The organism is Nocardioides sp. InS609-2 (genome assembly GCF_023208195.1).
In the GTDB taxonomy this organism is placed as follows: Bacteria; Actinomycetota; Actinomycetes; order Propionibacteriales; family Nocardioidaceae; genus Nocardioides.
Genome location: NZ_CP060034.1, coordinates 2858220 through 2883326, shown reverse-complemented (window position 1 = coordinate 2883326; position 25107 = coordinate 2858220). Strand labels below are relative to the sequence as shown.

Annotated in this window: 25 protein-coding genes; 5 read left to right on the top strand and 20 right to left on the bottom strand. The window is 68.8% G+C overall.

Going from position 1 to position 25107, the window contains the following annotated elements; genetic code table 11:
* Window positions 1-321: 321 nt before the first annotated feature.
* From H4Q84_RS14910 to H4Q84_RS14885, 6 genes are all read right to left on the bottom strand, one after another.
* Window positions 322-903: a Clp protease N-terminal domain-containing protein gene (locus tag H4Q84_RS14910; RefSeq protein ID WP_248579879.1), complete on the bottom strand. Its 582-nt coding sequence runs from the start codon at window positions 901-903 to the stop codon at window positions 322-324.
* A gap of 5 nt (window positions 904-908) precedes the next feature.
* A complete protein-coding gene (locus H4Q84_RS14905; protein WP_248579878.1) occupies window positions 909-1139 on the bottom strand; it encodes a hypothetical protein in 231 nt (76 codons plus the stop codon).
* A gap of 1122 nt (window positions 1140-2261) precedes the next feature.
* Window positions 2262-3128 carry a transporter substrate-binding domain-containing protein gene (locus H4Q84_RS14900; RefSeq protein ID WP_248579877.1) on the bottom strand — a complete coding sequence of 289 codons (867 nt, stop codon included), beginning with the start codon at window positions 3126-3128 and terminating at the stop codon, window positions 2262-2264.
* A 78-nt stretch (window positions 3129-3206) separates the two neighbouring features.
* Window positions 3207-3863 (bottom strand): amino acid ABC transporter permease, encoded by a 657-nt coding sequence (locus H4Q84_RS14895; protein WP_248579876.1) that lies wholly within the window; start codon window positions 3861-3863, stop codon window positions 3207-3209.
* Window positions 3863-4501, bottom strand: coding sequence for an amino acid ABC transporter permease (locus H4Q84_RS14890; protein ID WP_248579875.1), 639 nt, complete (start codon window positions 4499-4501; stop codon window positions 3863-3865). Before H4Q84_RS14890 ends, H4Q84_RS14895 begins: the two co-directional genes overlap by 1 nt.
* 1 nt (window position 4502) lies before the next feature.
* Window positions 4503-5282, bottom strand: coding sequence for an amino acid ABC transporter ATP-binding protein (locus tag H4Q84_RS14885; protein WP_248579874.1), 780 nt, complete (start codon window positions 5280-5282; stop codon window positions 4503-4505).
* Between the two features lie 79 nt (window positions 5283-5361).
* Here H4Q84_RS14885 and H4Q84_RS14880 point away from each other — a divergent pair, with 79 nt between their 5' ends.
* The gene (locus tag H4Q84_RS14880) at window positions 5362-6078 is read left to right on the top strand and encodes a GntR family transcriptional regulator (protein ID WP_248579873.1); all 717 of its coding nucleotides are present in this window, start codon (window positions 5362-5364) and stop codon (window positions 6076-6078) included.
* A gap of 21 nt (window positions 6079-6099) precedes the next feature.
* On the opposite strand, the gene H4Q84_RS14875 is transcribed toward H4Q84_RS14880, so the two are convergent.
* Genes H4Q84_RS14875 through H4Q84_RS14845 form a run of 7 tightly spaced genes read right to left on the bottom strand, consistent with a single transcriptional unit; the run spans window position 6100 to window position 13506 of the window.
* Window positions 6100-7047: an ornithine cyclodeaminase family protein gene (locus H4Q84_RS14875; RefSeq protein ID WP_248579872.1), complete on the bottom strand. Its 948-nt coding sequence runs from the start codon at window positions 7045-7047 to the stop codon at window positions 6100-6102.
* Window positions 7048-7061: 14 nt separating this feature from the next.
* Window positions 7062-8576, bottom strand: a complete 1515-nt coding sequence (locus H4Q84_RS14870) for an aldehyde dehydrogenase (NADP(+)) (RefSeq protein WP_248579871.1) — start codon at window positions 8574-8576, stop codon at window positions 7062-7064.
* Between the two features lie 7 nt (window positions 8577-8583).
* A complete protein-coding gene (locus H4Q84_RS14865; protein ID WP_248579870.1) occupies window positions 8584-9585 on the bottom strand; it encodes a proline racemase family protein in 1002 nt (333 codons plus the stop codon).
* Window positions 9586-9640: 55 nt separating this feature from the next.
* Window positions 9641-10552 (bottom strand): dihydrodipicolinate synthase family protein, encoded by a 912-nt coding sequence (locus tag H4Q84_RS14860; protein WP_248579869.1) that lies wholly within the window; start codon window positions 10550-10552, stop codon window positions 9641-9643.
* Window positions 10552-12012, bottom strand: coding sequence for an NAD(P)/FAD-dependent oxidoreductase (locus H4Q84_RS14855; RefSeq protein ID WP_248579868.1), 1461 nt, complete (start codon window positions 12010-12012; stop codon window positions 10552-10554). Before H4Q84_RS14855 ends, H4Q84_RS14860 begins: the two co-directional genes overlap by 1 nt.
* Window positions 12002-12331 carry a (2Fe-2S)-binding protein gene (locus H4Q84_RS14850; RefSeq protein ID WP_248579867.1) on the bottom strand — a complete coding sequence of 110 codons (330 nt, stop codon included), beginning with the start codon at window positions 12329-12331 and terminating at the stop codon, window positions 12002-12004. The genes H4Q84_RS14855 and H4Q84_RS14850 overlap by 11 nt, the downstream gene beginning before the upstream one ends.
* Window positions 12328-13506 (bottom strand): FAD-dependent oxidoreductase, encoded by a 1179-nt coding sequence (locus H4Q84_RS14845; protein WP_248579866.1) that lies wholly within the window; start codon window positions 13504-13506, stop codon window positions 12328-12330. The genes H4Q84_RS14850 and H4Q84_RS14845 overlap by 4 nt, the downstream gene beginning before the upstream one ends.
* A gap of 394 nt (window positions 13507-13900) precedes the next feature.
* Here H4Q84_RS14845 and H4Q84_RS23215 point away from each other — a divergent pair, with 394 nt between their 5' ends.
* Complete coding sequence (locus H4Q84_RS23215) at window positions 13901-14023, top strand: hypothetical protein (RefSeq protein ID WP_282580249.1); 123 nt, start codon at window positions 13901-13903, stop codon at window positions 14021-14023.
* Between the two features lie 398 nt (window positions 14024-14421).
* Here H4Q84_RS23215 and H4Q84_RS14840 read toward each other — a convergent pair whose 3' ends face one another.
* Genes H4Q84_RS14840 through H4Q84_RS14810 form a run of 7 tightly spaced genes read right to left on the bottom strand, consistent with a single transcriptional unit; the run spans window position 14422 to window position 20347 of the window.
* Window positions 14422-15354, bottom strand: a complete 933-nt coding sequence (locus tag H4Q84_RS14840) for an ROK family protein (protein WP_248579865.1) — start codon at window positions 15352-15354, stop codon at window positions 14422-14424.
* Entirely contained in the window at window positions 15351-16109 is a 759-nt protein-coding gene (locus H4Q84_RS14835; RefSeq protein WP_248579864.1) for a copper homeostasis protein CutC, read from the bottom strand. The genes H4Q84_RS14840 and H4Q84_RS14835 overlap by 4 nt, the downstream gene beginning before the upstream one ends.
* Window positions 16106-17071 (bottom strand): asparaginase, encoded by a 966-nt coding sequence (locus H4Q84_RS14830; protein ID WP_248579863.1) that lies wholly within the window; start codon window positions 17069-17071, stop codon window positions 16106-16108. Before H4Q84_RS14830 ends, H4Q84_RS14835 begins: the two co-directional genes overlap by 4 nt.
* The gene (locus H4Q84_RS14825; protein WP_248579862.1) at window positions 17064-17957 is read right to left on the bottom strand and encodes an amino acid ABC transporter permease; all 894 of its coding nucleotides are present in this window, start codon (window positions 17955-17957) and stop codon (window positions 17064-17066) included. The genes H4Q84_RS14830 and H4Q84_RS14825 overlap by 8 nt, the downstream gene beginning before the upstream one ends.
* Complete coding sequence (locus tag H4Q84_RS14820; RefSeq protein WP_248579861.1) at window positions 17954-18598, bottom strand: amino acid ABC transporter permease; 645 nt, start codon at window positions 18596-18598, stop codon at window positions 17954-17956. The genes H4Q84_RS14825 and H4Q84_RS14820 overlap by 4 nt, the downstream gene beginning before the upstream one ends.
* 39 nt (window positions 18599-18637) lie before the next feature.
* A complete protein-coding gene (locus H4Q84_RS14815) occupies window positions 18638-19573 on the bottom strand; it encodes a glutamate ABC transporter substrate-binding protein (protein ID WP_248579860.1) in 936 nt (311 codons plus the stop codon).
* A gap of 27 nt (window positions 19574-19600) precedes the next feature.
* Window positions 19601-20347: an amino acid ABC transporter ATP-binding protein gene (locus H4Q84_RS14810; protein ID WP_282580248.1), complete on the bottom strand. Its 747-nt coding sequence runs from the start codon at window positions 20345-20347 to the stop codon at window positions 19601-19603.
* A gap of 326 nt (window positions 20348-20673) precedes the next feature.
* Between H4Q84_RS14810 and H4Q84_RS14805 the strand changes: the two genes are divergently transcribed.
* The 3 genes from H4Q84_RS14805 to H4Q84_RS14795 all read left to right on the top strand — a co-directional run bounded on the left by H4Q84_RS14805 (window position 20674) and on the right by H4Q84_RS14795 (window position 25102).
* Complete coding sequence (locus H4Q84_RS14805; protein ID WP_248579859.1) at window positions 20674-21621, top strand: ROK family protein; 948 nt, start codon at window positions 20674-20676, stop codon at window positions 21619-21621.
* 1042 nt (window positions 21622-22663) lie between these two features.
* The gene (locus tag H4Q84_RS14800; RefSeq protein ID WP_248579858.1) at window positions 22664-23374 is read left to right on the top strand and encodes a sulfite exporter TauE/SafE family protein; all 711 of its coding nucleotides are present in this window, start codon (window positions 22664-22666) and stop codon (window positions 23372-23374) included.
* A gap of 84 nt (window positions 23375-23458) precedes the next feature.
* The gene (locus tag H4Q84_RS14795; RefSeq protein ID WP_248579857.1) at window positions 23459-25102 is read left to right on the top strand and encodes a heme peroxidase family protein; all 1644 of its coding nucleotides are present in this window, start codon (window positions 23459-23461) and stop codon (window positions 25100-25102) included.
* Window positions 25103-25107: the final 5 nt, after the last annotated feature.

The window sequence follows — 25107 nt, the reverse complement described above, 5'->3', positions numbered from 1 at the left end:
CATCCCACCCAGCCAGCGGCACCACTACCCAGGGCCGGGGCCAACATTCGTGACGATCAGGCACTCAACCGGGGCCAGAGAAGGTGACCACACCTATCGCCGCGCTACGTGGCCGCCAGCTGGACCGACTGGATGAGCGGGGCTGGACACGAACTGGCTCCCCGGGTCGCCGCACCGACTGGTTCGCTCCTGGCTCCACAGAGTCGCCGGATCGCGCGGCGCGTGACCTCCGATCCCGCTACGAACCTCCCGAAGCGATCGGCATACGGGCAACCGGAACCCCTCCGGTTGACCGGGCCGCTTGTGTGTTCCCGAACCGACTCAGGACGGCGATTGGGCCGTGAGTTGCGCGTCGAGTTCGGCCCGGAGGACGTCGAAGTCGATGCCCGCGTCGGCCATGACCTTGGCGGCCAGGCCCCCGCCTTCGCGTAACAGGCCGAGCAAGAGATGACCGTCGGCAATACGATCCGCCTTCAGGCGGAGCGCCTCCCGCAGCGACAGCTCGAGAACCTTCTTGGCCCGGGCGGTGAAGGAGGCGTTGCGGCCGCTGGTCAGGCGTCCCGTCCGGGTCCGGGCCGGTTCGCGATCCAGCGCTCCGGGACCGAATGCTGCCTCGACCTTTTCCCTGATGGTCGACAGGTCAATGCCGATCGTCTCCAGTGCGTCGGCATCCAACTCGCCCGGTCCACAGTCGGCTGTTCCGAGTAGGCGCAGGATCGCCGCTTCGGCGCCAGGTCGCTCGAGGCCGTGTTCGGCGAGCAGGCGGCCCGACAGAGCGTCCGCCTGATCCATCAGGCCCAGCAGGAGGTGCTCGGTGCCGATGTAGTCGTGGTGCAGCCGTCGGGCCTCCGCCTGGGCGGAGGTAACCGCCTCGCGAGCATCCGGGTTGAATCGCTCGAACATGCCTACTACTCCCCTCTCAAGAGACCCCGACCGCCCGCGTACTTCTTGTGAACCGCCTGTCGGGTCACGCACAGGCAGACGGCGATCTCCTGCCAGGACCAGTTCTGGTCGCGGGCGTTGTCGACCTGCAGCGCTTCCAGGCGCTCGATGAGGACCCTCAACGCTCGCACTGCTCGCAGCCCGACGGCGGGGTCCTGGCTGCTCGCCTCGGAGGCCAGTTGCCTCGTGTCACTCACAACTGTCAGCTTAGGTTGACAGAGCAGACCTGTCAACCATGGTTGACCGACCAGCGTCGTCCGGTACCGGTCGCCGATCGTTCGGAGTGACTCTGTCCGCATGTCTCTTACGAAGTGACAAAGACGCGAGGTGGCGCAACTTTCGGCACTTAATAAAGGACAAAGTGACATGACTTCGCTCTACCGGACCGCAAGGCCCGTTCAAGGGCTGCACCGTCGCCAAGGGTGACGACGCTGGCCGCAACAGGACCACTCCTACGACGTCCGCACCGGCCGGCCTCTTCGTCGAGGGCGACAAAAGCTCGCGACCTCTCTACCCACAGCTGGGTGTGAGTGGACACAACTAAATACACCGAGAAGAAAGTGGGCGCCTCCCACCGGGACGCGCCCACTTCCTTATGAGGAATTATCTAGTATCATTACGTTCTTACTTAACATACGGTATGTTATAGGCATTCATCAAAGCTGCAAATGCGCGCGCCAGAGCGCTTCGGGGCCCCCGGCCCGCTGCCTCGTCACGGCAACCGGGTCACGTCATGCCGACTAGTCTGTGCGCCGCGAGAAACATCGAGACGCTGCCCAAACGTGGTCTCGTCTCTCAGCAGCTATCGGCACGGCGCCATCGCCGAGCAACATGGCGTCATTCCATGTCCGCCAATAGCCAGCCAGTTCAGGTGTGCGGCTGCGGTCGGGGCGTTCGGCGGACCCGTGCGCCCTTGCGCGGTTCCCACCCTCGTCGAGCACCTCAGAGCTCACGATGATCGGATCGCAGGCCTGCTCAGTATTCGCGCCGCGCTCGAAGGACTGATCGACTCCTCAACTCCTTCACGGTAGCCCTAGGCGCCTACGCGGCGGCCCATCGGAACGCTGGGGAGCGATGCCCCGCCCCGCACAGTCCGACAGAACCATCTCCAAAACGTCTTCGCCGTGTTCCGTCCCGTCGCGGGACGACGGACGCCGCTCGCGACGGCCAGCAAAATTAGACAGACCGTCATCAGCCCCTCAGGACGATCGCGGCGAGAACCGGACTGTCTCGGGCGGGGCACTCGACACCAGCGCCTCGGCCCCCGTGGAATGCCACGGGGCCGAGGGTTGACGAGCAGAGCTCCGCCGGGGTGTGGATCAGGGGACGACGTACTGGGTGGCGCCCACCTCGCCGAGCGACTCACTCAGGCCCGCCTTCTTGAGCAGGTCCTTGATGGTGCCGGCGTCGCGCTGCTCCTCGATGCCGTCGCTGAGCGCCCTCTGCAGAGCGGTGTTTCCCTTGGTCATCGGGAACGCCGCCTCTGGCGCCTTCACGATCGCCTGGACGCGGTCATCCGGCGTCTCGTTGGCCAGGAACACCTTGATGTCGGAGTCGTCCTTGAACTGCGGGACTTGCACGCCGTAGGCGTCTACCGCCGCATCCACCCGACCGGCGTCAAAGTCGGCCTTGAGCTCCACGCTGCTGGGGTAGGTCTTCAGGTCGTCGCCGAGGATCTTCTTCAGGTCGTCGACCCACAGGTAGCCGTCGATGGTGCCGACCGTGCCGACGCTCTCCAGCTCCGTCACGCTCGACGCGCCCGACTTCGAGGCGATGCCCATCCCGTCGAGGTACGTGGAGGCGGAGAAGTCCACAGCCTCCATCCGCTTCGCGGTGGCGTCGATCGTGCCGATCGCAAGGTCGATGTTGCCACCGGAGATGGACTGCACGGCGTCGGCGTACGTCGCCTGCTGGTAGACCGGCTCGAGGCACTCGTCCGTAGCGATCTTCTTGACGATGGAGATGTCGATCCCTTCCGGCTTGCCGCTGTTGTAGCTGCTGAACGGCGGGATGTCGATGACGCCGACGGTGAGCTTGCCGTCGTCGACCGTCTTGACGCTCTCGTGCTTCGGGGCGCAGTCGGCGGCGACCGTCGACGTCGACTCGCCACCGCATGCCCCGAGAAGCGTGGTGGCGACAGCGGCGACGGCGGCTGCTCCGAGGAACTTGCGGGCGTTGGATTTCATGGGTGCCTTCCTGGTTGGATGTTCTGACGTTCGGGCTCGGTTCGGTTATGGGCGGCTCAGGTCGAGGGCGAGACCCGGCTAGGCGTAGCGGCGAGACATGCGGCGCTCGAAGTAGACGGTGATCCAGGTCGCCGGCACGGAGACGCCGGCGTAGACGAGCCCGGCGAGAACGAAGACCTTGAGGTAGTTGAAGTCCTGGCTGCCGATGTTGTAGGCGGTCTTCATCAGCTCCGGCACGGCGATCCCGTAGGCCAGCGACGTCCCCTGGAAGACCTGGATCGCCACGCCCATCAGGCCCGGGACGGCTGAGCGCAGCCCCTGCGGCAGCACGATCCGGCGGAACGTCGAGGAGCGCTCCAGACCTAGGGCGTCGGCCGCCTCGAGCTGACCACGCGGCACCGACTGAATCCCGGCACGAAACATCTCACTGGAGTACGCCGCGGCGCTGAAGGCCAGTCCGATGCACGCCGCCGTGATGGACTCAAAGGTGATCCCGATGCTCGGCAGGCCGTAGTAGACGATGTAGAGGATCACCAGTGCCGGGGCGCCACGTCCCGCCTCGACGAGCACCAAGCCGACAGTTCGCACGACGACGTGTGCGGAGCTCACCATCAGCCCCAGCACCAGGCCCACGGGATAGCCGGCGAGGATCGCAACCCCTGCAACCAGCAGCGAGATCTTGAGGCCGTCGAGCATTTCGGGCAGGAAGCCAACCCAGTCGTTGAGCCAGGACATCAGTGCGCCGCCTCTCGGAGTCGCCGATCCAGTCTTCGCGCGAAGTACGCGACGGGCAGGCTCAAGACGATGTAGAGCAAGCCCGCGTAGCCGTAGGTGATCAGCCCCTGGTCAGGGTTCTGCCGAGCGAACGACTGGGCCTGGAAGACCATCTCCGGCGCGATGATCGTCGAGGCGATCGCGGTGTCCTTGAACAGGCCGATGAGGTACGTCGCCACCGAGGGCGAGACGATCCGGAAGCCCTGGGGCGCCTCGATGCGCCCGAAGGCGGTACTCCGGGACAGGCCGAGCGCCTGGGCGGCCTCGAGCTGCCCGGCGGGCACCGTTTGCAAGCCGCCCCGGTAGATCTCGGCGAGGTACGCCGCCGAAACGACACCCAGGCCGAGGATGGCCGCCTGGACCGGGGTGAACCGGAAGGTGCCGAAGGTCAGGCCGAACTTCAGCACGAACAGCCACACGATGATCGGCACGCCGCGGACGAAGTCGACAAGAAGCCGGCACAGCATCCGCACCGGAGTGCACCTCGACCGCAGCCCGAGCGCCAACGGAATCGCGCCGACAGCACCGATGGCGAACGACGCGAAGGTCAGCCACAACGTCAGCGGAAGACCCTCGAGAACCGTGGTGAAGGCTTCCACCTCAGCGCTCCAGCACCGCGCGCAAGAACTGACGGGTGCGAGGGACCTGGGGGTCGCTCATGATCGCCTTCGGGTCGCCCTGCTCGATGATCTTGCAGTCGGCCATCACCACCAACGTGTCGGAGACGTCGCGCGCGAAGTGCATCTCGTGGGTGACCACCAGCATCGTCATGCCCTCCTCAGCGAGCTCCCGCATGACAGCAAGCACCTCGAGGCCGACCTCCGGGTCGATGGCCGAGGTGGGCTCGTCGAACAGCATGATGCTGGGATCGAGGGCCAGCGCCCGGGCGATCGCGATCCGCTGCTGCTGACCACCGGAGCAACGCTGCGGGTACTCCCTGGCCTTCTCCGGCAGGCCGACCCGCTCGAGCAGCAGCATCGAGCGCTCGTCGGCCCGCTCCTTGGTGCGCTTGAGCACCTTGCGCTGCGGGAAGCTGACGTTGTCCAGGACCGACATGTGCGGAAACAGGTTGAACGACTGGAACACCATCCCGACCGTGCGCCGCAGCGCCGCCAAGTCGCGGGCCCGCACCTCCCTGCCGGGCTCGATGGTGTGGTGGGCAACCTTGATCCGGCCTGAGTCGGGCCGCTCCAACAGGTTGATGCAACGCAGGAAGGTGCTCTTCCCCGCGCCGGAGGGCCCGATTAGGGCGGTGACGCTGCCCGGCGCGACCCGGAGCGAAACGTCGTCGAGGACGACGTGATCGCCGAAGCGCTTGGACAGGTGCTCCAGCTCGATGCCGACGCGAGCGCCGCCCTCGGCCGTTCCACTCAGAGTCATCTGCGACCCTTCCTATCGGTGTCATTGCACTATACGATGTGACATATCACATGTCCATAGCCAGAGGTACAGTTCCGGCTTGGACGAAATCGAGGGAGTAGAAGTGGTGCGAGTCGATCCCCCCGTCGGGGTCATCCGGCGCTCGAGCGTGCGCGAGGACATCGTCGAGGCGCTCCGAGCAGCGCTGATCTCGGGATCGATGCGACCGGGCGAGGTCTACTCGGCACCGGCGCTGGCCAGTGACTTCGGGGTGTCCGCGACCCCGGTCCGCGAGGCGATGCTCGAGCTGGTCCGCGAGGACATGGTCGAGGTGCTGCCCAACAAGGGGTTCAGGGTCCGCCGGCCCACCGACGCCGAGCTCGATGAGCTGGTGGAGATGCGGTTGCTGCTCGAGGTGCCCATCATGGGACGAGTGGCAGCGGCCTACGTCGAGCAGCAGCGGCCCCGGCTGGAGGAACTGCGCCGACTCGCCGTTCAGATCGAAGGGGCCGCCGCCGAGGGCAATCTCGTGGAATACATCCAGTTGGACACCGAGTTCCACACCGGGTTCCTCGCCCTGCACGGCAACGCGTCATTGGTACAGACCGTGCGCGGCCTGCGGGGGCGCAGCCGGCTCTACGGTCTGGAGACCCTGTCTCGTAGCGGCCGACTGGTTGAGACAGTCCGGGAGCACGCCGAGCTGATCGATCGCGCCATCGACAGCGACGTCGCGGGCATCGAGGAGCTCACCACCCGGCACATCGGGCGGGTCCGGACCATCTGGGCCTCCGGTGAGCGACGCCCTCCCTCGAGCTGACGGCCTCGAGCTGAGCGCCGCTCACTCGCCCACTCGCTCGATTGCGGCCATCACGGCCGCAGCCACGACGGCGTCCTGCCAGCCCATGCCGGTCGACTTGAAGACCAGGGGCCGGTCCCTGGTGAGCCCCTCAGGATCGGCGAGTGCCGCGGTGAGCGGGATCAACGAGTCGCGGCGCAGCGTGCCGGCCGCCATCGCCTGGACGCAGTCCCCGGCCTCGCGCAGGGCGGTCTCCACGTCCTCGACCACGACATGGGAGCGCCCCATCAGCTGCTCGTCGAGCTCGCGGGCCAGCGGGTCGTGGGAACCCACCGCGACCAGCACCGCGTCGTCGCTGACCACGGCGCCGTCGAACAAGGGGGTCCGGGTCGAGGTGGCGCACACCACGAGGCCGGCCCCTGCGATCGCCTCGTCGGATGCCGCGCCGCCGAGCGGCAGCACCAGAGCGGCTGCCCTGGCAGGAGGTGGCACGAAGCACTCCGGGTGGCGGCTGAGGTAGGTGACCGAGGCGATGGGGCGCACCGCTTCGAGGACGTCGTACGTCGTCTCGACGTGCCGGACAGCCTGCGGACCGGTTCCGACCACCACCAGGTGCAGCGGTTCAGCCGCAGCTGTGAGTCGGTCGCGGACCGCCAGCAAGGAGACAGCCGGCGTACGCAGCAAGGTCAGCTCGATGCCGTCCAGCAAGGCTCGGGGAGTGAGGGTACGAGCATCGACCAGCACGTAGAGGCCCTGGATCCGTGGCAGACCTAGCGCGGCGTTGCCGGGGGCAGCGGTCGCGATCTTCACTCCGACCGCGCCGGCGCACTCCCCGGGCATGAGCAGCAGCTCCCCGTGTTCGACCGGCACGATGCTGCGAGGCGCTGCGGCGGCAGGGTCGAGCCCGTGGTGCAGGGCGTCGGCCAGCGCCTGCACCGCCGCGCGCGGTCGCAGCGCGTCGCGGATGGTGCTGGCGTCGTAGAACGGCACCGCGGCTCGTCCCATCAGTAGCGGCCGGTCAGCGTTCCCCAGTCGTGCGAGAGACCCGCGGGGCTGCGGCGTTGCGGAACGCCCCACGGATTGTCCTCGCGCAGCGCGGCTGGGAGAAACGCTGCCGGAGCGTTCTGGAAGCAGACGGCGCGCAGGAAGCGGCCGATCGCGGCCGTCCCGACCGAGGTGGCGTCGCTCGTCGTGGCCGGATGGGGTCCCCCGTGCTGCATGGCCGCAGTGACTGAGACGCCTGTCGGCCAGCCCCGGAACAAGACGCGACCGGAGGTCCGGCCCAGCGCAGCGACCAGGGCTTCCCACGGTCCAGGATCCTCGTCCGCGGCCAGGTGCAGGGTCGCCGTCAGATTGCCCGGGAAGATCCGCTCGGCGACAGCGGGCAGCGCTGCCCGCTCATCGTAGGTGACGAGCACGGACAGAGGCCCGAACGTCTCGTCGAGCACGGCGTCGCCGGCCTTCTCCAGGTCGGCGAGGCCGACCGTCAGCACGGTAGGGACCACCCAGGCGAAGCCGTCCTCGTCGGTGCGCAGACCACCTTCGGCGACTATCTCGACCCCGGAAGCAGACATCAGCGCGGCGCGGCGCTGGGCGTAGCCCGTCGAGATGCTGGGGGTCAGCAGGCGGGTCTCGCCCAGCCCCTTGAGCGCCGCGGTGATCCCGGCCCGCATCGGCGCGATGTCGGGCACGAAGCAGAAGCCGGGCTTGGTGCATAGCTGACCGGCGGACCCGGTGACGGAGGCGACGTACTCCTTCGCGATCCGCTCGCCGTCGGCGGCGAGTGCCGCAGGTGTCACGAAGACCGGGTTGACGCTACCCAGCTCGCCGAAGAACGGGATCGGATCAGGCCTGGTGGCGGCCAGGTCGGCGAGCATCCGGCCCACGGCCGTCGAGCCCGTGAAGCTGGCGGCGCGGATTCGCGGGTCCTGCAGCGCCGCGGTGGCATCGTCGCGCTCACTGATCAGTGCGAACACCCCGGACGGCAGAGCGGACTCGGCGAGCGCCTCAGTCACGATCCGCGCGGTGAGGTCGCTGAGTCGAGGGTGGCCGTCGTGCGCCTTGACCACCACGGGGCAGCCAGCAGCGAGCGCGGCGGCGGTGTCACCCCCGGCGACGGAGAAGGCGAGCGGGAAGTTCGAGGCGGCGAAGACCAGCACCGGGCCGAGTGGCACGTTGACACGGCGCACGTCGGGGCGGGGACCGACCACGTAGTCGGCGTCGGCCTCGTCGATCCGGGCGTCGAAGTACGCCCCCTCCATCACCACCTCGGCGAAGAGCCGGAGTTGGGCGGTGGTGCGGTTGAGCTCGCCACGGAGCCGGCCCTCGGGCAGCGCGGTCTCCTCACCGCCGATCCGGACGATCTCCGCCACCGCGGCGTCGAGCCGGTCGGCGATCCGAACCAGGGCGGCAGCGCGTTCGCGAGGCGCGGTGGCCGCGAACGCCGCGGCGCTCTGAGCGGCGGCGGAAAGGACGGCGTCGAGTGCGGCGCCGCCGTTGTCTGTTTGGGTGTGCGTCATAGCTCTCCTAGAAGTCGAAGCCGGCAGGAAACGGATCCGTCGGGTCAAGCTGGTACTGGGCGGTGCCGGTGATCCAGGCGCGGCCGGTGATCTCGGGGATCACCGCAGCCAGGCCGCCGACGGTGGTGGTGGCGATCAGCCGGCCGGTGAACTGCGAGCCGATGAAGGACTCGTTGACGAAGTCGGTGTCCAATGCGAGTTCGCCGCGTGCGTGCAGCTCAGCCATCCGCGCGCAGGTGCCGGTGCCGCACGGGGACCGGTCGAACCAACCGGGGTGGATGGCCATCGCGTGTCGGGAGAGCCGGGCGTCGGAGCCGGGAGCGATGAACTCGACGTGGTGGACGTGGTTCACGCCCTCAATCGACGGGTGCCGCGGCGGGGCTGTCGCATTGATGGCCTCCATGATGGAGAGCCCGGCGCTCAGGATTTCGTGGCTTCGGGAGCGGTCGAAAGGCAGACCCACGTCCTCGAGATCGACCAGGGCGTAGAAGTTGCCGCCGAAGGCGACGGAGTAGGGCACCTGGCCGATCCGGGCGACCTCGATCGTCTGGTCCAGCCGCTCGACGAAGCTGGGCACGTTGGCCAGCGTCACCGAGGCCGCCCGACCGTGCTCGACAGACACCCGTGCCACCACGACCCCGGCGGGGGTGTCCAGGCGGATCTCGGTGACCGGCTCGACGGCCGGCACCATCCCGGTCTCCACCAGGACCGTGGCCACCCCCATCGTGCCGTGACCGCACATCGGCAGGCAGCCGCTCGCCTCGATGTAGACCACTCCCCAGTCGCAGTCCTCGCGGGTGGGCGGTTGCAGAATCGCGCCGGACATCGAGGCGTGACCACGCGGCTCGCTCATCAGCAGCCGACGGACGTCGTCGAGGTACTCGATGAAGTGCAGCCGCTTATCGTTCATCGTCGCCCCGGGAATGACGCCCATCCCACCGACGATCACCCGGGTGGGCATCCCCTCGGTGTGTGAGTCAACGGCGTGGAAGGTGCGGATCGTACGCATGGCATGAGCTCCAGTGGTGAGTGGCCAGTGCTGGGCAAGGATGGTGCCGGTCTGCTCACCTGGCGTCGATAGCCGCCAGAGCTCGTTCGGTGTCGGCCTTGACCCGGGCCGCGTGCTCCTCGCTCAGTGGTCCGCGGGGGGGACGCGTAGGCCCACCGTAGGATCGACCGCAGATGTCCATGGAGAGCTTGATGGCTTGGACGAACTCGGTGCGCGAGTCCCAGCGGAACACCGCGACGAGCTGCGCGTAGAGGCTCCGCGCCGCGGCGTAGTCCCCGGCCCGACACAGGTCGTAAAGCTCGACAGCCTCCTTGGGGAACGCGTTGGGGTAGCCCGCGAACCAGCCCACGGCCCCGTCGACCAGCAACTCGAAGAGGACGTCGTCCGCGCCGGCGACGACGTCGATGTCGCACAGCTCCTTGATCTCGAAGACCCGACGTACGTCTCCGGAGAACTCCTTGATCGCCACCACCTCGGGGATCTCCGCGATCCGGGCGACCAAGGAGGGCACCAGGTCGACCTTGGTGTCGAAGGGGTTGTTGTAGGCCATGATCGGCAGGCCCACGTCAGCGACGCGGGCGTAGTGCTCGATCACCTCGTCGTCGTTGGCGCGATACATCGTCGGAGGCAGCAGGAGTACGGCGTCCGCACCGTCGCTCTGGGCGCGTTCGGCCCAGACCCGGGCCTGGGGCCACCCGACGCCGTGGCATCCGGCAATCACGAGGCCGCGCCCGGCGACTGCGTCGACGGCCACCTGGATCACCTTGCGGCGCTCCTCGTCGCTCAGCGAGGAGTACTCCCCAAGGGAGCCGTTGGGGCCGACGCCGTGACAGCCGTTGCTCATCAGCATGTCGACGTGCTCGCCGAACTTGTCGAAGTCGACCGCGAGCCCCGCGGGCGCGGAGTCGTCGGGTTTGAACGCCAAGGTGGTGGCGACGACGACGCCGCCCAGGTCAGTGGTCTTCATCAGGGTTGTTCCTTCTGTGGGGCCGAGCAGGATGGAGTCGCGGAGGGCTCGCCGTAGCGGGCTAGCTCACCGAGTCGGAGGGGGGCTGCGACCGGACGGCGGTCGGTGCCGACCACCTCCGACCGGGTGCCACCGGGAGTGGTCAGGTGAGCGGCGAGAAGCTGCTCGACAGTGCGCCCGCAGACCCGGCCCTGACAGGCACCGAGCCCTGCGCGGGTGGTCAGCTTCAACGAGCGCAGCCCGCTGGCGTCGGTGCCCGCGGCCACGCGGCGCAGCGTGGCCCGGTCGACCTCCTCGCAGCGACACACCACGGTGTCGTCGCGAAGCCAGCGCGGCCAGTCGGCACCGATGCCGTGGGCGTCCTCGATTCGGGCCGCGAACCCCCGCATGCGGCTACGGGCACGGCGTGCCGGTGCCAGCGGGTCCGCGTCCAGGGCGCCGCCAGCAGCCGCCCAGCCCGCGATCCGTCCTTCGGCCTGGGCCAGGTCGGCGCCGCCGATGCCGGTCAGCTCGCCCGCGGCGTACACACCCGGCACCGTCGTTAGCTGGGCGTCGTCGACCTCGACGAAGCGCCGCTCGTCGAGTCGGCAACCGGCCGCGATCGCCAGCTCGAGACGCGGGGTGAACCCGTGGCCCAGGCACACCGCATCGCAGTCGAAGCGCCGCTCGGTACCCGCGATCGGGCGCCACCGGGCGTCCAGGCGAGCAATGGTGACGGCCTCGACCTCGTGCCTGCCATGGATCTCGACGACTCCGTGACCGGCGCGGTAGGGCACCCGCCGGCGGAGCATGTCCCAGACGTAGCCGCCGAGCTCAGCAGCCTTGCCACGCGCGGCGAGGAGCTCGCTGGGGCGGCGCAGCCAAGCCCGCGCCAGATGACCGGGGCGACCGGCCTCGACGACGGCCACGACTCGGGCCCCGGTCTGGCCCAGCGCCTGGCTGACCGGCAGGAGGAACGGTCCCGCGCCGGCCACGATCACCCGCTTCCCCACCGCAACCCGCTCGCCCTTGGCCAAAGCCTGGGCCGCACCGGCGGTGAACACCCCGGGCAGGGTCCAGCCGGGGATCGGCAACGCCCGGTCGTAGGCCCCGGTGGCGAGCACGAGGCTTCGGGTCCGGATCCGCTCGGTGGCGCGCTCAGTGCCGTCGGCTTGCCCGTGGACGACGTCGACGCGGATGCCTCGGTCGTCGCGGCCGAGCGCCCAGACGTGGGCACCGAGGTCGACCCGGACCCCTGGATCACTCTCGAGGGAGTCGCGGAGCCTGACGTAGTGCGCCCAGTCGTGGTGCAGCGAGGACTCGCTGCCGTCGGACCGGCTGACGGGCAGGTCTCGCCAGTACTGGCCGCCTGTGGCGTCCGCAGCGTCGAGCAGTCGTACCTCGGCGCCCGCCTCGCGTGCAGCCGCGGCGGCGCAGAGGCCCGCCGGCCCGGCACCGATCACAAGCACCTCAGCAGTCATTGTCGGCGTCCTCACCCTGGCGGCCCGGAAGCAGGTCGTGCTGCCGCGTGACCAGCTCACCGCCCTCGGGACGACGCAGGCACGCTCGGACGTCACGTTGCCCGTCGACGGTGACGAGGCAGTCGAAGCACACCCCGATGCCGCAGAACGCCCCACGCGGCCGCTCTCCCGCGGAGGTGGTGCGCCAGGCACGGACGCCGTTGCCCAGCAGGATCCCGGCCACTGTCTGGCCGCGCACCCCGGCGTAGCGGTGGCCCTCGAACTGGATCTGCACCTCGGCTCCGGGCTCGCGGGCGGAAGGCGTGCTGCTGGTGGTCATGCCACAGACTGCAGGTGGGCGGCCAGCGAGGGTCGGTCGAGTAAGAACGGTGAGGCGTCGAACGGCAGCGGGAGGCCTAGCACCTGAGCGGCGAGCAGATCAGCCGACGGCACCGAGAGGCCGATCCCGGCACCCTCGTGCCCCGTGACGTGGAAGAGCCCCGGCAGCCGCGCGTCGGGTCCGACCAACGGTAGATGGTCGGGGAGATAGGGACGGAAGCCGACGTAGGCGCGTAGCAGCTGAGCCTGCGCCAGGAACGGGAACACCCCGATCGCCTTGACCGCGATCGCCGCCGCGACGCTGGGGTCCACGGTCTCGTCGAAACCGACTCGCTCTCGCGAGGAGCCGATCAGCACGGTGCCCGAAGCCGTGGACTCCACGACCGTCGAGGTCTGCAGGCCGGCATCATCGGACTGAGTGGCGCCGACGTAGTCCGCGTCGTAGACCTTGTGGAAGACGCGGTGCGGCATCCGGGTGGTGACCAGCACCATGCCGCGGCGGGGCAGCACCGGGAGATGGACGCCGAGCTTCTCCGCCACGGCACCCGACCAGGGACCGGCGGCATTGACCACGACATCGGCCTCGTGGGCAGCCAGGCGGGTGCGCACGCCGCGGATGGCTCCGTCGGGGGCCAGCAGCGGCCCGACCACCAGCTCGTGGGTGCGCACGCGAGCGCCGGCTCGCCGGGCGGAGGCGAGCAGCGCCTCGACGGCGGTGGTGGGCTGCACCTGGGCGTCCTGCGGGTAGTAGGCACCTGCAACCACGTCCGGGGAGAGATCCGGCTCGAGCTCGTACATTGCTATCGGGTCCAGATCCTCGACGACGACACCCGCCGTCCGCTGCCGTGCGCAGAACCTTCGCAGCGCGCGGGCTCCCTCACCGGTGCTGGAGACGACCACGCCGCCCTTGCGTTCGAATTCGATCGACGGAACCGTGTCCGCCAGCTCGTCAGCGAGCTCCTCGGCAACCTCGGCCCACCGGCGTGAGCCGAGCAGGGCCAGGTCGAGCTCGGCGCCGGGGGTCTTGTCGGAGACCAGGATGTTGCCCTCGCAGGCCGCCGAGGTGCCACCGGCCGCAGAACCCCTGTCCACGACGAGCACGTTGGCTCCGGCGCGGGCCAGCGTCCGGGCGCACGCGGCCCCGATGATGCCTGCCCCAATGACGACCACGCGCATGCCAGTAACATATCACATGGCACTTATGTCCGCGGATTAGACCTTGTCACCGAGTGAGGCGCCAGCAAGACATTGCTGAAGCCGCGTAGTCGGACCACCTCGACGACCACCTTGGTGTCCTCACCAACCCTTGAGACCCGTTCAATAGTTGAGCCGTCACCAAGGCCCACGACACCACCCGGCACGACGTACGAGCACCGGAACAGCCGGGGCTGGGGCCACCCTCGGACTAGCGGCCACGGGTGTCGGCGCCGTTGGCGCATGCTGATTGCGCTCGGGCCACGAACGCCGCCCCCTTGATGGCTCGCACGGAAACAGGACATCTCGATGAGACGCCAGGTCAGCTACGTGTCTCGCTTCTTTCGCGGTTGCGGCCAGCATCGCGACTCGGACCGTGACCGGGGGACCCGCTGCTGCGATCGTCGACCGTGACTGCGACGACTTCTCCACCCAGGCCGAGGTCCAGGCGTTCTACCTGGCCGCCGGGCCTGGGGATCCGCACGGCCCTCGACGCTGACGGCAACGGAGTGGCGTGCGAGTCCAACCCGTGCCCGTGCAGCACCGGCCCGACGCCTCCTCTCCCGCCTCCGCCGACGCCGACGCCTGTGCCTTTTGGTGCGTCAGAAGGGCAACGTGGTCAAGGTCGTCGACGGCGAAACCCTCAAGGTGCGCCAACGTGGTAGCGGGACGGTCACGGTGCGGATGCTCGGCCTCGACACCCCCGAAGCGAGCCGATGACCCGCCCCGACCAGCGGTGGTTGACCTGCCGGCCCTTTGTTCTCGTTGCGCTCGGCAAGGAGAACGTGTCCGGTGCGGTTCCAGGCAAGCACGTCTCCCCTCCAGCCGAGACAATCGCCGGCGTGGTCTCACCGAGGGATCCAGGAGCGCTAGGACGCGCGGGGCTGTCGGCCTCGCTCAGTGGTCGACAGGGCTGCTCGCGGTGGCGACTCGGGCAACACGTGCGGCCATCAGCGCGGCGCCCAGGGTGGCGGCGTCCGTGCCGAGCGTCGAGACGCGCAAGGCAGGTGGCGAGCGCCAGGTCAACGCTCGGGCTAGACCGTCGCGGACCGGGCCGAGCAGCGCCTCCCCGGCCTGGGCAAGGCCCCCGCCGAGAACGACGAGCTCGGGCTCGAGCACCAAGGCGCAGGTCGCCAAACTGGTCACCCATGCCGCCACCGCGTCGTCCCAAACTTGCCGCGCCGCCGGATCCCTGTCGAGCAGCTGCACGACCTCGCGAGCCGTCGCGGTGCGCCCTGAAAGCGTGAAGTAGCGCCGAGCCACCCCGCCTCCTGAAGCGTAGACCTCCAGGCACCCGCGCTGCCCGCAGGGACACTTCTCACCACCGGGATGCACGGGCGTATGCCCCAGTTCCCCGGCCCCGCCGGCACTGCCGCTGATGCGGGTGCCGGCGACCACAATGCTCGCCGCGATACCGGTCCCGACGGAGAAGTGGATGAAATCACGACTCCCGCGCGCCGCGCCAAGTGACCACTCGGCCTCGCCGGCGGCCTGCGCGTCGTGGCCCACTGCTACCGGCACGTCCACCACGGATCCGACCACTGCTCGCAGCGAGACGTCGGCCCAGTCGAGGTTCGAGGCGTAGTGAACCACGCCCTGTTCCCGGTCAATGATCCCGGGGGAGACGACGCCGGCACCGACAAGGGACAGACCAAGGTGACGCGCCCGAGCGGCCAGGTGCGTCGCGGCGTCACGCACCGCAGCCTGGGCCGCTTCGCCGCGCCCCGTGGGGACCGAGTGCCGCGCAAGCACGCGCCCGCTCTCGTCGACGATCGCTGACTTCACCGTGGTGCCGCCGACGTCGATCGCCAGCAACGCCGAGCGGATCACAGCCTGGCCTCGAAGTGCCTGACAGCCGCCATCACGTTCGCGACAACCTGCTCGCTGGTCACGGCCCGCGACCCGTCGTCGTACTGGGTCGAGCCAGCCGCGCTCCGCGAGCTGACGACCACAGGGGCTCGCAAGTGCACTTCACGACACCCGGTGGCGGCCAGCACCGCGGCGACGTTCCCCGGGCGGACCCCGCCTGCCACGACGACCCGGATCCGGTCGCCAGCGGCGCGAACCAGGTCGGCCAGGGAGTCCAGGTGGTCGATCGCCGGCCCGTCGCCACCCGACGAGAGCACCGCGGCCATCCCCAGGTCGACGAGCCGGGTCAGTAGACGTCCGGCGTCGAGGCCCTCCGCCAACGCGGTGTCGAAGGCCTTGTGGAAGGTGACCGGACAGGGGCTGCACGCCGCGACCAACTCAGCCAGCGCCGCATCGTCGAGATCGCCGGACGGGGTGAGCGCACCCAGCGTGAAACCCACCCGCTCATCGTCAGTGAGGGTCGAACGGGTCGCCGCTATGTCCTCCAGCATCACGTCGAGCTCGGCGCGGGAGTAGACGAAGTCGCCACCGCGAGGCCGGACCAGCACCTGGAGGCCCAGCGGCCCCGCCTCTCGGGCAGCTTGGCGCAGGAAGCCGACGGTTGGCGTGGTGCCGCCCTCGGAGAGACAGCCGCACACCTCCACCCTCTGCGCACCGCCACGGCGGGCTGCAGCCGTGCCCCCTACATCGTCGACACAGATCTCCACCGCGGTCATGCGGCACGTCCCGGTAGGCCCAGCACGTCGGCGCCGAGGTCGATCTCACCGACACGAACGCCACCGCCGAACACCGGCTGGTCCATGAGCGGGGTGGCCCCGGAGATGTCCACACCGACCGCGCGCAGTGCCGCCAGAGCAACCAAGGTGGTTGCGCGCGGGTTACCGTCGGCCACCTTGATCGCCACGGCCTCGCCGGTCGGGGCGGCCATCGCGATCACCCCCTCGGCTCCGCCCTTGGCGAGCAGGCCGGGGACCATGCGCATGGCATCCGAGTTTGGGTGAGGGGTGCCGCCTACGAAGAAGGGGTGGGCGCGCATGGCCGAGCTAACTGCGGAAGCCTCGGTGTCTTTGTCGGCGAGGACCAGTGTCCGGAACGACGCCGCGAGCCCGCGCACCGTGACCCCGAACAGCGGCGCACCGCAGCCGTCGACGGTGACGTGGCGAACCGGTTCGCCCGTCATTTCCTCCACGACCTCGCGGACCAGAAGTTGCAGTGGGTGGCCCGGGTCGAGGTAGCCGGCGGTGTCCCAGCCTTGTGTGGCGCAGGCCAACAGCATGGCGGCGTGCTTGCCCGAGCAGTTCATCCGCAGCCGATCCGGGCCGCCGCCGCGAGCCAGCACGGCCTGCCGAGTGGGCTCGTGCTCGGGCAGGTCCACCGGAGAGCCGAGGTCGCTCTCGCCGAGTCCCGCACGGGACAGGACACGGCGTACGACGTCAACGTGGCGGTCCTCGCCGGTGTGGCTGCCGGCCGCGATGGCAATCTCCTCGCCTACCAGCGGGGCGCCGGCGCGCAGGCACGCCAGCGCCTGCAGCGGCTTCAGCGTGGATCGGGGCAGGATCACCTCGTCGACCGACCCGAGGACGACAGCGTTGGCGCCGTCTCGGTTCAGCGCGACGACGTGACCGGTGTGCCGGCTCTCCACGAACCCACCGCGACGTACGACGGCCAGCTCAGCCATGTCGCGCACCTTCCGGGGCCAGAGCACCCGGGGTGACCGCACTCGTCGTGGTGGCCAAGGCGGGGAGGGGCACGGGCGCGTCGGTGCGCGCACGAAGCCGGGCGGCAAGCAGCGAAAGACTGCCGTTGACGATGAGGTACACGAGGGTCACCACTACATAGGTCTGGATGAGGAGTCGGTTGTAGGAAGTCAGTACCTGGGCTCGATAGAGCAGCTCGGTGAACGCCACCACGTAGCCCAGCGAAGTGTCCTTGAGCAGGCTGACGAGCTGGCTGACGAGGGACGGGGTGACGTTGCGCAGGGACTGCGGGAGGACGACCGAGCGCACCACCTGCGAGCGGCGCATGCCAAGGCTGAGACCCGCTTCGGTTTGGCCACGCGGGAGGCTCAGGATGCCGGCCCGGACGATCTCGGCGATGGCCGCGGAGTTGGCCAGGACGAGGGGGATCGCGAGCTTCCACAGCACTCCGGGGTTGATCCCGTAGGTCGGGAGCGCGAACAGCATCACGTAAATCAGCAGCAGAACCGGAACGGTCCGGAAGAGCTCGATGAAGATGATGGCCGGCACCCTGACCAGCGCGCTGTGACTGGTCCGGGCGACGGCTAGCAGCACGCCGAGAGGCAGGCTGAACGCCGCCACGACGGCAGCGGCCACAAGGGTGCCGCGCAGGCCGACGAAGAGGTACTCGGCGATGTCGGGGGAGAGCAACGGAGTCCAGCGATCGGAGTCCAGCTGTTCGGACTCGTCGAGCTGCCACAACCCGGCGACGGCCACGCACGCGATCACCACAACGCTCACGATCGACCAGACCATTGCGCGGCGCCGGGCGAGCGGGCCGGGGTTGTCGTAGAGGTAGGCTAACTGGTGGCTGGGGAGGGTCTTCATCGCACGATCGCCACCCTCTTCTCCAGGCGTCCGGCCAACAGACCAAGGCACATCGCCATCGCCATGTATGCGGCGCCGACCGCGGCGTAGATGACGATCGGCTGCGCGGCCACGTTGTTGATGCGGTTCGCCGCACTGGTCAGTTCCACCACCCTGACCGTGGCGGCCAGCGCCGTGTTCATCAGCAGGGCAATCATCACGTTGCCCAGGGGCTGCACCACGGCCCGTAGCGCCTGTGGCACCACGATCTTGCGCATCACCTGGCCAAAGCGCATCCCCAGCGCCCGCGCCGCCTCCACCTCGCCGGACGCCACCGTGTTGACGCCGGAGCGGACCGCCTCAGCGACGTACGCCCCTTCGTAGAGGGCGAGCGTCACGATGACGGTGGTCGACAACGGCATGATCAGCCCGGCGTCGGGTAGCGCGAAGACGGCGAGCAGGAGTAGCGCCAGCAGAGGAACGTTGAGGAAGAACTGCACGTAGCAGAAGGCGATCGCGCGGAGCACCGGCACCGAACTGATCCGTGCCACGGTCACAAGCACCCCGATGACGAGGGCGCCCAGCGCGGAGATCGCGGCGATCAGCAACGTGGTGCCGAGTGCTTCGGCGACCAGGTCACCGCTGTGTGTAAGTGCGTCCATGTCCTACTCCCTCAGTTCGTCCCTCTGCCGGCGCTTCTCTCAGGAGCCCGGGACCGAGCCGATGGCTGGTGGGGTCGGAGCTGCGCTACCCACGGCGGTGCCGATCGAGTCCTCGAAGGCCTGAGCCCACTGGCCGCCCTCCTGGATCTCGAGCAGCCAGTCGTTGACAAACGCTTTGAAGTCGGCGTCGTCCGGCGGCAGGCCGATGCCGTAGGGCTCCTCGGTGAACGGCTCCCCCGCGACCTTCAGGTCGGAGTTGGACGCGGCGTTGGTGGCCAGGAGCAGGTAGTCCTGCACGTAGGCGTCTCCGCGGCCCTGGAGCAGGGCTTGCACCGCCTGCGGGTCGGTGGCGAAGGTGACCAGCTCGGCGCCGGTCGCGTGCTCGGGCACAGCCTCGACCGCGGGAGTGTTGGCACCGACGATGACCTTCCGCCCGTCGAGGTCGTCAATCCCGGTGATGTCCTCCTCGCCGGCCGGCACTGCGACTGCGACTGCGAGACCGGACATGAAGTAGGGCCCGGCGAAGGAGATCTGCTCGGCGCGCTCCTCGGTGATCGTGTAGGTGTTGAACACGACGTCGACGGTGCCGTTCTGCAGGAGCGCCTCTCGGGTCTCCGAGGCGGGCGGCACGATCTTTACGTTGGGCTCGCCCAGGATGTAGGTGGCCAGCAACTTGGCAAGGGTGATGTCGAAGCCCTCGACGTCGTCTGGATTGGTCGGGTCCTGCTGGGAGAGCAGCGGGGCGTCGAGCGCCGCGGCTACGACAAGTTCCCCCCTCTCCTTGATGGCGGCCATCGTGGTGCCCTCACCGATGGCGGCGTCGTCGGCGACGGGTGCGTCGGCGAAGATGCCGCTGAGCTCCCCGGCCGAGGAGTCGGCCTCGTTGTCCGAGCCGCAGCCCGCCAGCGCGAGGCTCACGGCGGTGGCGGCACCGAGGGCAGCGCCGAGGCGCCTCCAACGTTGTGTTCTAGACATGATCGTTCCTTTCACGTTGGTGCATGGTCAGTGGGACATCACCGAGTCGAGGAACGCGCGCGCGCGTTCGGTGCGGGCATTGGTGAAGAAGTGGTCGGGCGTGGACTCCTCGACGATGCGGCCCCGGTCCATGAACACGACGCGGTCGGCGGCCCGGCGGGCGAACCCCATCTCGTGGGTCACCACGACCATCGTCATCCCGTCGCGGGCCAGGTCGGTCATGACGTCCAGAACCTCGTTGATCATCTCGGGGTCCAAGGCCGAGGTGGGCTCGTCGAAGAGCATGAGTTTCGGGTGCATGGCCAGGGCCCTGGCGATGGCCACGCGCTGCTGCTGACCGCCGGAGAGCTGCGCCGGGCGACATCCGGCTTTGTCGGCGAGGCCGACCCTTTCCAGCAGCGTCATCGCTACCGCCCTCGCCGCCGGCTTCTTGGTACCGCGCACCATCGTCGGGGCAAGCAGGACGTTGTCCAGCACCGAGAGGTGGGTGAAGAGGTTGAACGACTGGAAGACCATGCCGACGTCGGCGCGGACGCGAGCAAGCGGGCGACCCTCGACCGGTAGCGGCACACCGGCGATGGAGATGGTGCCCGAGTCAATCGTCTCCAGGCCGTTGATTGTGCGGCACAGGGTCGACTTCCCCGAGCCGGACGGGCCGACCACGACCACGACCTCCTGCTGCCCCACCCGCAGGCTGACGTCGCGGAGCACGTGGAGGTCGCCAAAATGCTTGTCGACATGAGCCAGATCGAGCATCGGGCTCTGATCGGACATGGTGACCTCCTGCGCGAAAGACGTTAGCGTGGCAGCGAACTTACTGCAGCTTTTTATTTGCGAGAATAGAGTTTCAATTTACGATTTTGGAGTAATGTGCAATGGATAGCCCCCACGCCCAGGTGCTCGACCTCGTACGCAGCGGGGCTGCAGCCTCGCGCGCCGACGTCGCCCGGCTGCTCTCCATGTCCGCCTCGACCGCGTCTTCTCGCGTCGACGCCCTGGTGCGCCGCGGCCTCGTCGTCGAGCACTCCGACAGCAGCGCCCGAGCCGGTCGGCGGCCTCGGCTCCTGACTCTGCAACCGCGCCTTGGCACGGTCGCCGCCGTGGACCTGCGGCACGACGCTGCTCGCATCGTCGTCGCGGACCTATCGGGCGACGTGCTCACCACCAGCGAGATTGCGATTTCCATCGACCGAGGTCCGCTCGCGGTGCTGACAGCGGTCGCGGCGGTTGTCAGTGAACTCCTTGCTGCCGGCGAGAATGGCGGGCCGGAGCTCACCGAGCGACGCGAGTATCCCCGGTTGCACGCGGTGTGCGTCGGCGTACCTGGCCCCGTCGGCCCGGCGCTCGACCAAGTGATCGCCCCTGCTCGGATGCCCGGCTGGAACGCCGTCGACGTCGCCTCCCTGGGTCAAGAACTCTTCGGCGTGCCGACCTTGGTGGAGAACGACGCCAATCTGGTTGCCGTGGGTGATCACTTGTGCCGCTCGGGCTCGGGTCACACCGTGGTGGTCACAGTGGACACCGGTATTGGCTGCGGTGTCCTGGTGGAGGGGCGGCTCTATCGTGGCGCTTCCGGGATGGCGGGCGACGTCAGCCACACCATCGTTGCCGGAGCTCCCGAGGTACCGTGCTCGTGCGGTCGTACAGCGTGCCTCGACGTGATAGCCAGCGGCTCCGCGCTACTGCGGGCCCTCGGCGCCGCCGGGGGGGACGCCACCACCATGGACGACCTCATCCGCATGGTCCACGATGGTCACCCGCTCGCCACCGGGCTCGTCCGTGAGGCCGGGGAACGCATCGGCGGGGTGCTGAGCACCGTCATCAGCTTCTTCAATCCCACCGAGTTGGTGCTGGCCGGGCCGGTAAGCACGCTGCCGACCTTCATGGCAGCCCTGCGCTCCACCGTCTACGCCTCCTGCCTGCCGGCAACCACCGCATCGCTCACCATCACCCGCATCGACGGGGCCGAAGCGACGCTGGCGGGTGCCGTACGACTGGCTGCAGACAAAGCGTTCATCTCCGGCCCATTGGCGGCGAGGGTCCGATGACCGCTCAGGGTCCACCGCGCACCGCCAGGTGTGGCGACGTACATCTGCCGGGCTCAGCGGGGTGCCCTGATTGGTGTGGAACATGGTGTGGCTGGGGTCGAGCTCGGCGTTCGTGGCCAGCCGCTCTCGCAGGGTGGCGTCCGTGAAGCTGGGGCTGGTGAGGGTGCGCCAGTACGTCGAGTGTTTCGAGTGGGGCTGCCGGAGGGAGTCCTCACCGCGGGCGTAGATGATCGTCGCGGTGATCGTGACCGTCGGCTGTTGCTCGGCGTCCAGATCGACGTCGCAGCGCCGGATCGCGAGCGCTTCGCCCAGACGCGCCGAGGTACCCAGCATGACCTCGAAGACCTGAGCGAGCTGCCCATCTGGTGGTGGTCCAGGGAGCGGCGGAGCGGTGCGGCAGAGCGGACGGGGTTCCGCGGCATCGCGCCGTGGCGTACGGCGAGGTCGAGGATCTGGGCGAGGACGACCCGGGGCGTGCCGACCGCAGGAGAAGCCGCGTTCGGCTTCCGCCTTGAGGGACCGGTCGAGCGTGCCGACGGTCAGTTCGCCCAGCCGCAGCTCCCGGATGCCCGGCTAGATGATGCGCCACACGATGTCGCGATGGATCTCGATGGCCTGGGACGCATGCTCCTGGCGCTGCGCGATCTCGTTCACCCAGACCTCGGCCACGGTCCTTACCTCCGTCTGGGCGTTGAGGTCGCCTCCGCCTGCGACGGCAGGTCAGCCGCGATCTTCTTCTTGACCTGGTTTCTGCGGACGTGGCGGTCTCGTCGTTGGCGGTGACGCGACGGTACGAGCCGCTGAGCTCGCGGCACCGAGTAGTGGCGACCGGTGATGTTGCCGTAGGAGCAGCGGCTGCGTCGGCCAACCATGGAGGCTTCTCCTCGATCCAGGCGCCGACCGGGCGCGCAGCCCGACAAGGTGCAAGATCAACGGGCGCGACGAGTGGGTGAAGCCGAAGCAGCGGTAACGGACTAGTCTGAAATAGTGGGCCGGCCCCCTTCGGGTTCGGCCCGCTGCGCATTTCGGGAGGGGGTAGGACGTGACCGCTGAACTCTTCGCAGTGATCGCCCTGACGACGCTTGTAGGCGCCTTTGCCCAGGGCACCACGGGGCTGGGCTTCGCCCTCATCCTCGCGCCGGTGGTCGGATTCATCGAGCCGCTGTGGCTGCCTGTCATCGTGCTCGTGCTGATGATCCCGTTAAACGTGTACGTCCTCCATCGGGAACGGCATGCGCTCGACTGGAGCGGCGTCGGCTGGATCACGGTAGGCCGTGTCTTCGGCGCCGTCGTCGGGCTCTGGGTCCTGATCGCGGTGCCGGGAGACGGTCTCAACCTGCTCATCGGCGGGTCGACCGTGCTGGCCGTGCTCGCAACCCTGCTCATCTCGCCGTTCCGCCCCGGAAGTCCGGCCCTGATCAGTGCAGGCGTGCTGACCGGGGTCACTGAGACCGCGACCGGGATCGGCGGCCCACCGCTGGCGCTGGTCTACCAGCACCACCCGGCGGCCACCCTGCGCTCGACCATGGCGGCGTGCTTCCTGGTCGGCGAGATCCTCTCGCTGGCGCTCCTCGCCGGCGCCGGACGGGTCAGCCTGCACCAGCTCCTCATCGCCGCTGCCCTGATGCCAGCCCTGCTGATCGGCGCCTGGTTGAGCCAGACCACGCACCACCGGGTCGAGGGGCCGATGCTGCGCGGAATCGTGCTGGCCTTCGCCCTGGTCTCCGGGGTCGTCCTGATCGTGCAGGGCTGAGCCCGGTACGCCGCGGTTGGGCCTGGTCGCCGAGCCCCGACCTCAGTACCGTTGACTCGTTTCGTTGTTCGTTGGGAGGCGAAGATGGCAGACGGGCACGCCGGCAACCGGCACATGTTGCACGGATCAGAGACCTTCTTCATCGAAGGTGAGGGGCTGCTCAGCACGCAGGTGGGCGGCCGGACGGGTGCGGAGGAGGACCCGGTCAGTGAGTCGGACACACCGACCGCCCCGGCACCCAGGGCATTGGCGGCCGACGCAGCGCCGCCGTTCAGGTTTTCCAGGGTTGGGCCGAAGGGCACTCCGCTCAACGCCACGATCACCAAGAAGCTGGCCAACGCGATGGTCGTGGGCGGGGGCGGGGCCGGCAACATTCCCGCCGGCTACACCTACCTCGGCCAGTTCGTCGACCACGACCTGACGATGGACCGCACCGACGTGATGCTCGGCGAGGACGTGTCGCCGACCGACCTGCTGCAGGGCCGGTCACCGCGCCTCGACCTCGACTCCCTGTACGGCGCCGGGCCGGGCAACGCGCAGTCCGCGATCTTCTACGACGCCGACGGGCTGCACCTCAAGACCGGCACCACGATCCCGGCGGAGAACGTCGGCGCGAAGGCCGGCCACGACCTTCCCCGCGCGGGCACCGGCGCAAACGCCAAGGCGAAGCGCAAGGCGCTGATCCCCGACCCCCGCAACGACGAGAACCTGATCGTCGCCCAGACGCACCTCGCGATGATCACGTTCCACAACAAGGTGGCCGACAAGACGTCCACCACGCTGCCGACGCCGCAGCGGTTCAACAGGGCGCGCAAGCAGGTGACGCTGCACTACCAGTGGATGCTGCGCAACGACTACCTGCCGCGCATCGTGCAGCCGTCGATCCTCAACGACGTGTTCGACAACGGACGCAAGCTGGTGGAGCCCGACGCCGCACCGACCGACGTGCCGACGATGCCGATCGAGTTCTCGGTGGCGGCGTTCCGGCTCGGGCACAGCATGATCCGCAGCGACTACAACTGGAACTCCAAGTTCGCCGGCACGTTCGGCACCCTGGACTGGATGTTCCTGTTCTCCGCGGTCGGCGGCAACCTCGGCGGCGAGAAGCGGCTGCTGAGCAGCTGGATCGCCGACTGGCGCCGGATGTACGACTTCCCGGCGGGCGGCAAGCCCGGCCTGTCGGCGCCCTCGAGCGGCGTCAACCGTGCGATGCGCATCGACACCCGGCTCACCGACCCGCTCGCGTCACTGCCGCCCAGCACCTTCGGCGGCGACGAGAGCGTGCCGCCGATGCCGCGCAACCTCGCGTTCCGCAACCTGGTGCGCGGCAACATGGTGAAGCTCGCGACTGGCCAGCAGATGGTCACAAGGCTAAAGAGCAAGGGCGTCAACGTCACCGTGCTCACCCGCGCGCAGATCCTCAACGGGAGCGGCGGAGCCAAGCTCGACCACCTCACCCCGGCCGAGAAGGACACCCTCGCCGGCCGGACGCCGCTATGGTTCTACATCCTGCGCGAGGCCGAGCTCAACGGCGGAAAGCTCAAGGATGTCGGCGGCCGGATCGTCGCCGAGACCTTCCACCGCGCGATGGAGGGCAGCCGGTTCTCGATCGTCCGCGACCCGACGTTCGTGCCGACGTTCGGCCCACGGCCGGGCACCTTCGAGATGACCGACCTGCTCTTCTTCGCGTTCGCCGGCAAGAAGTCCGAGCTGGCTCCGGCAGGCTGACCGGC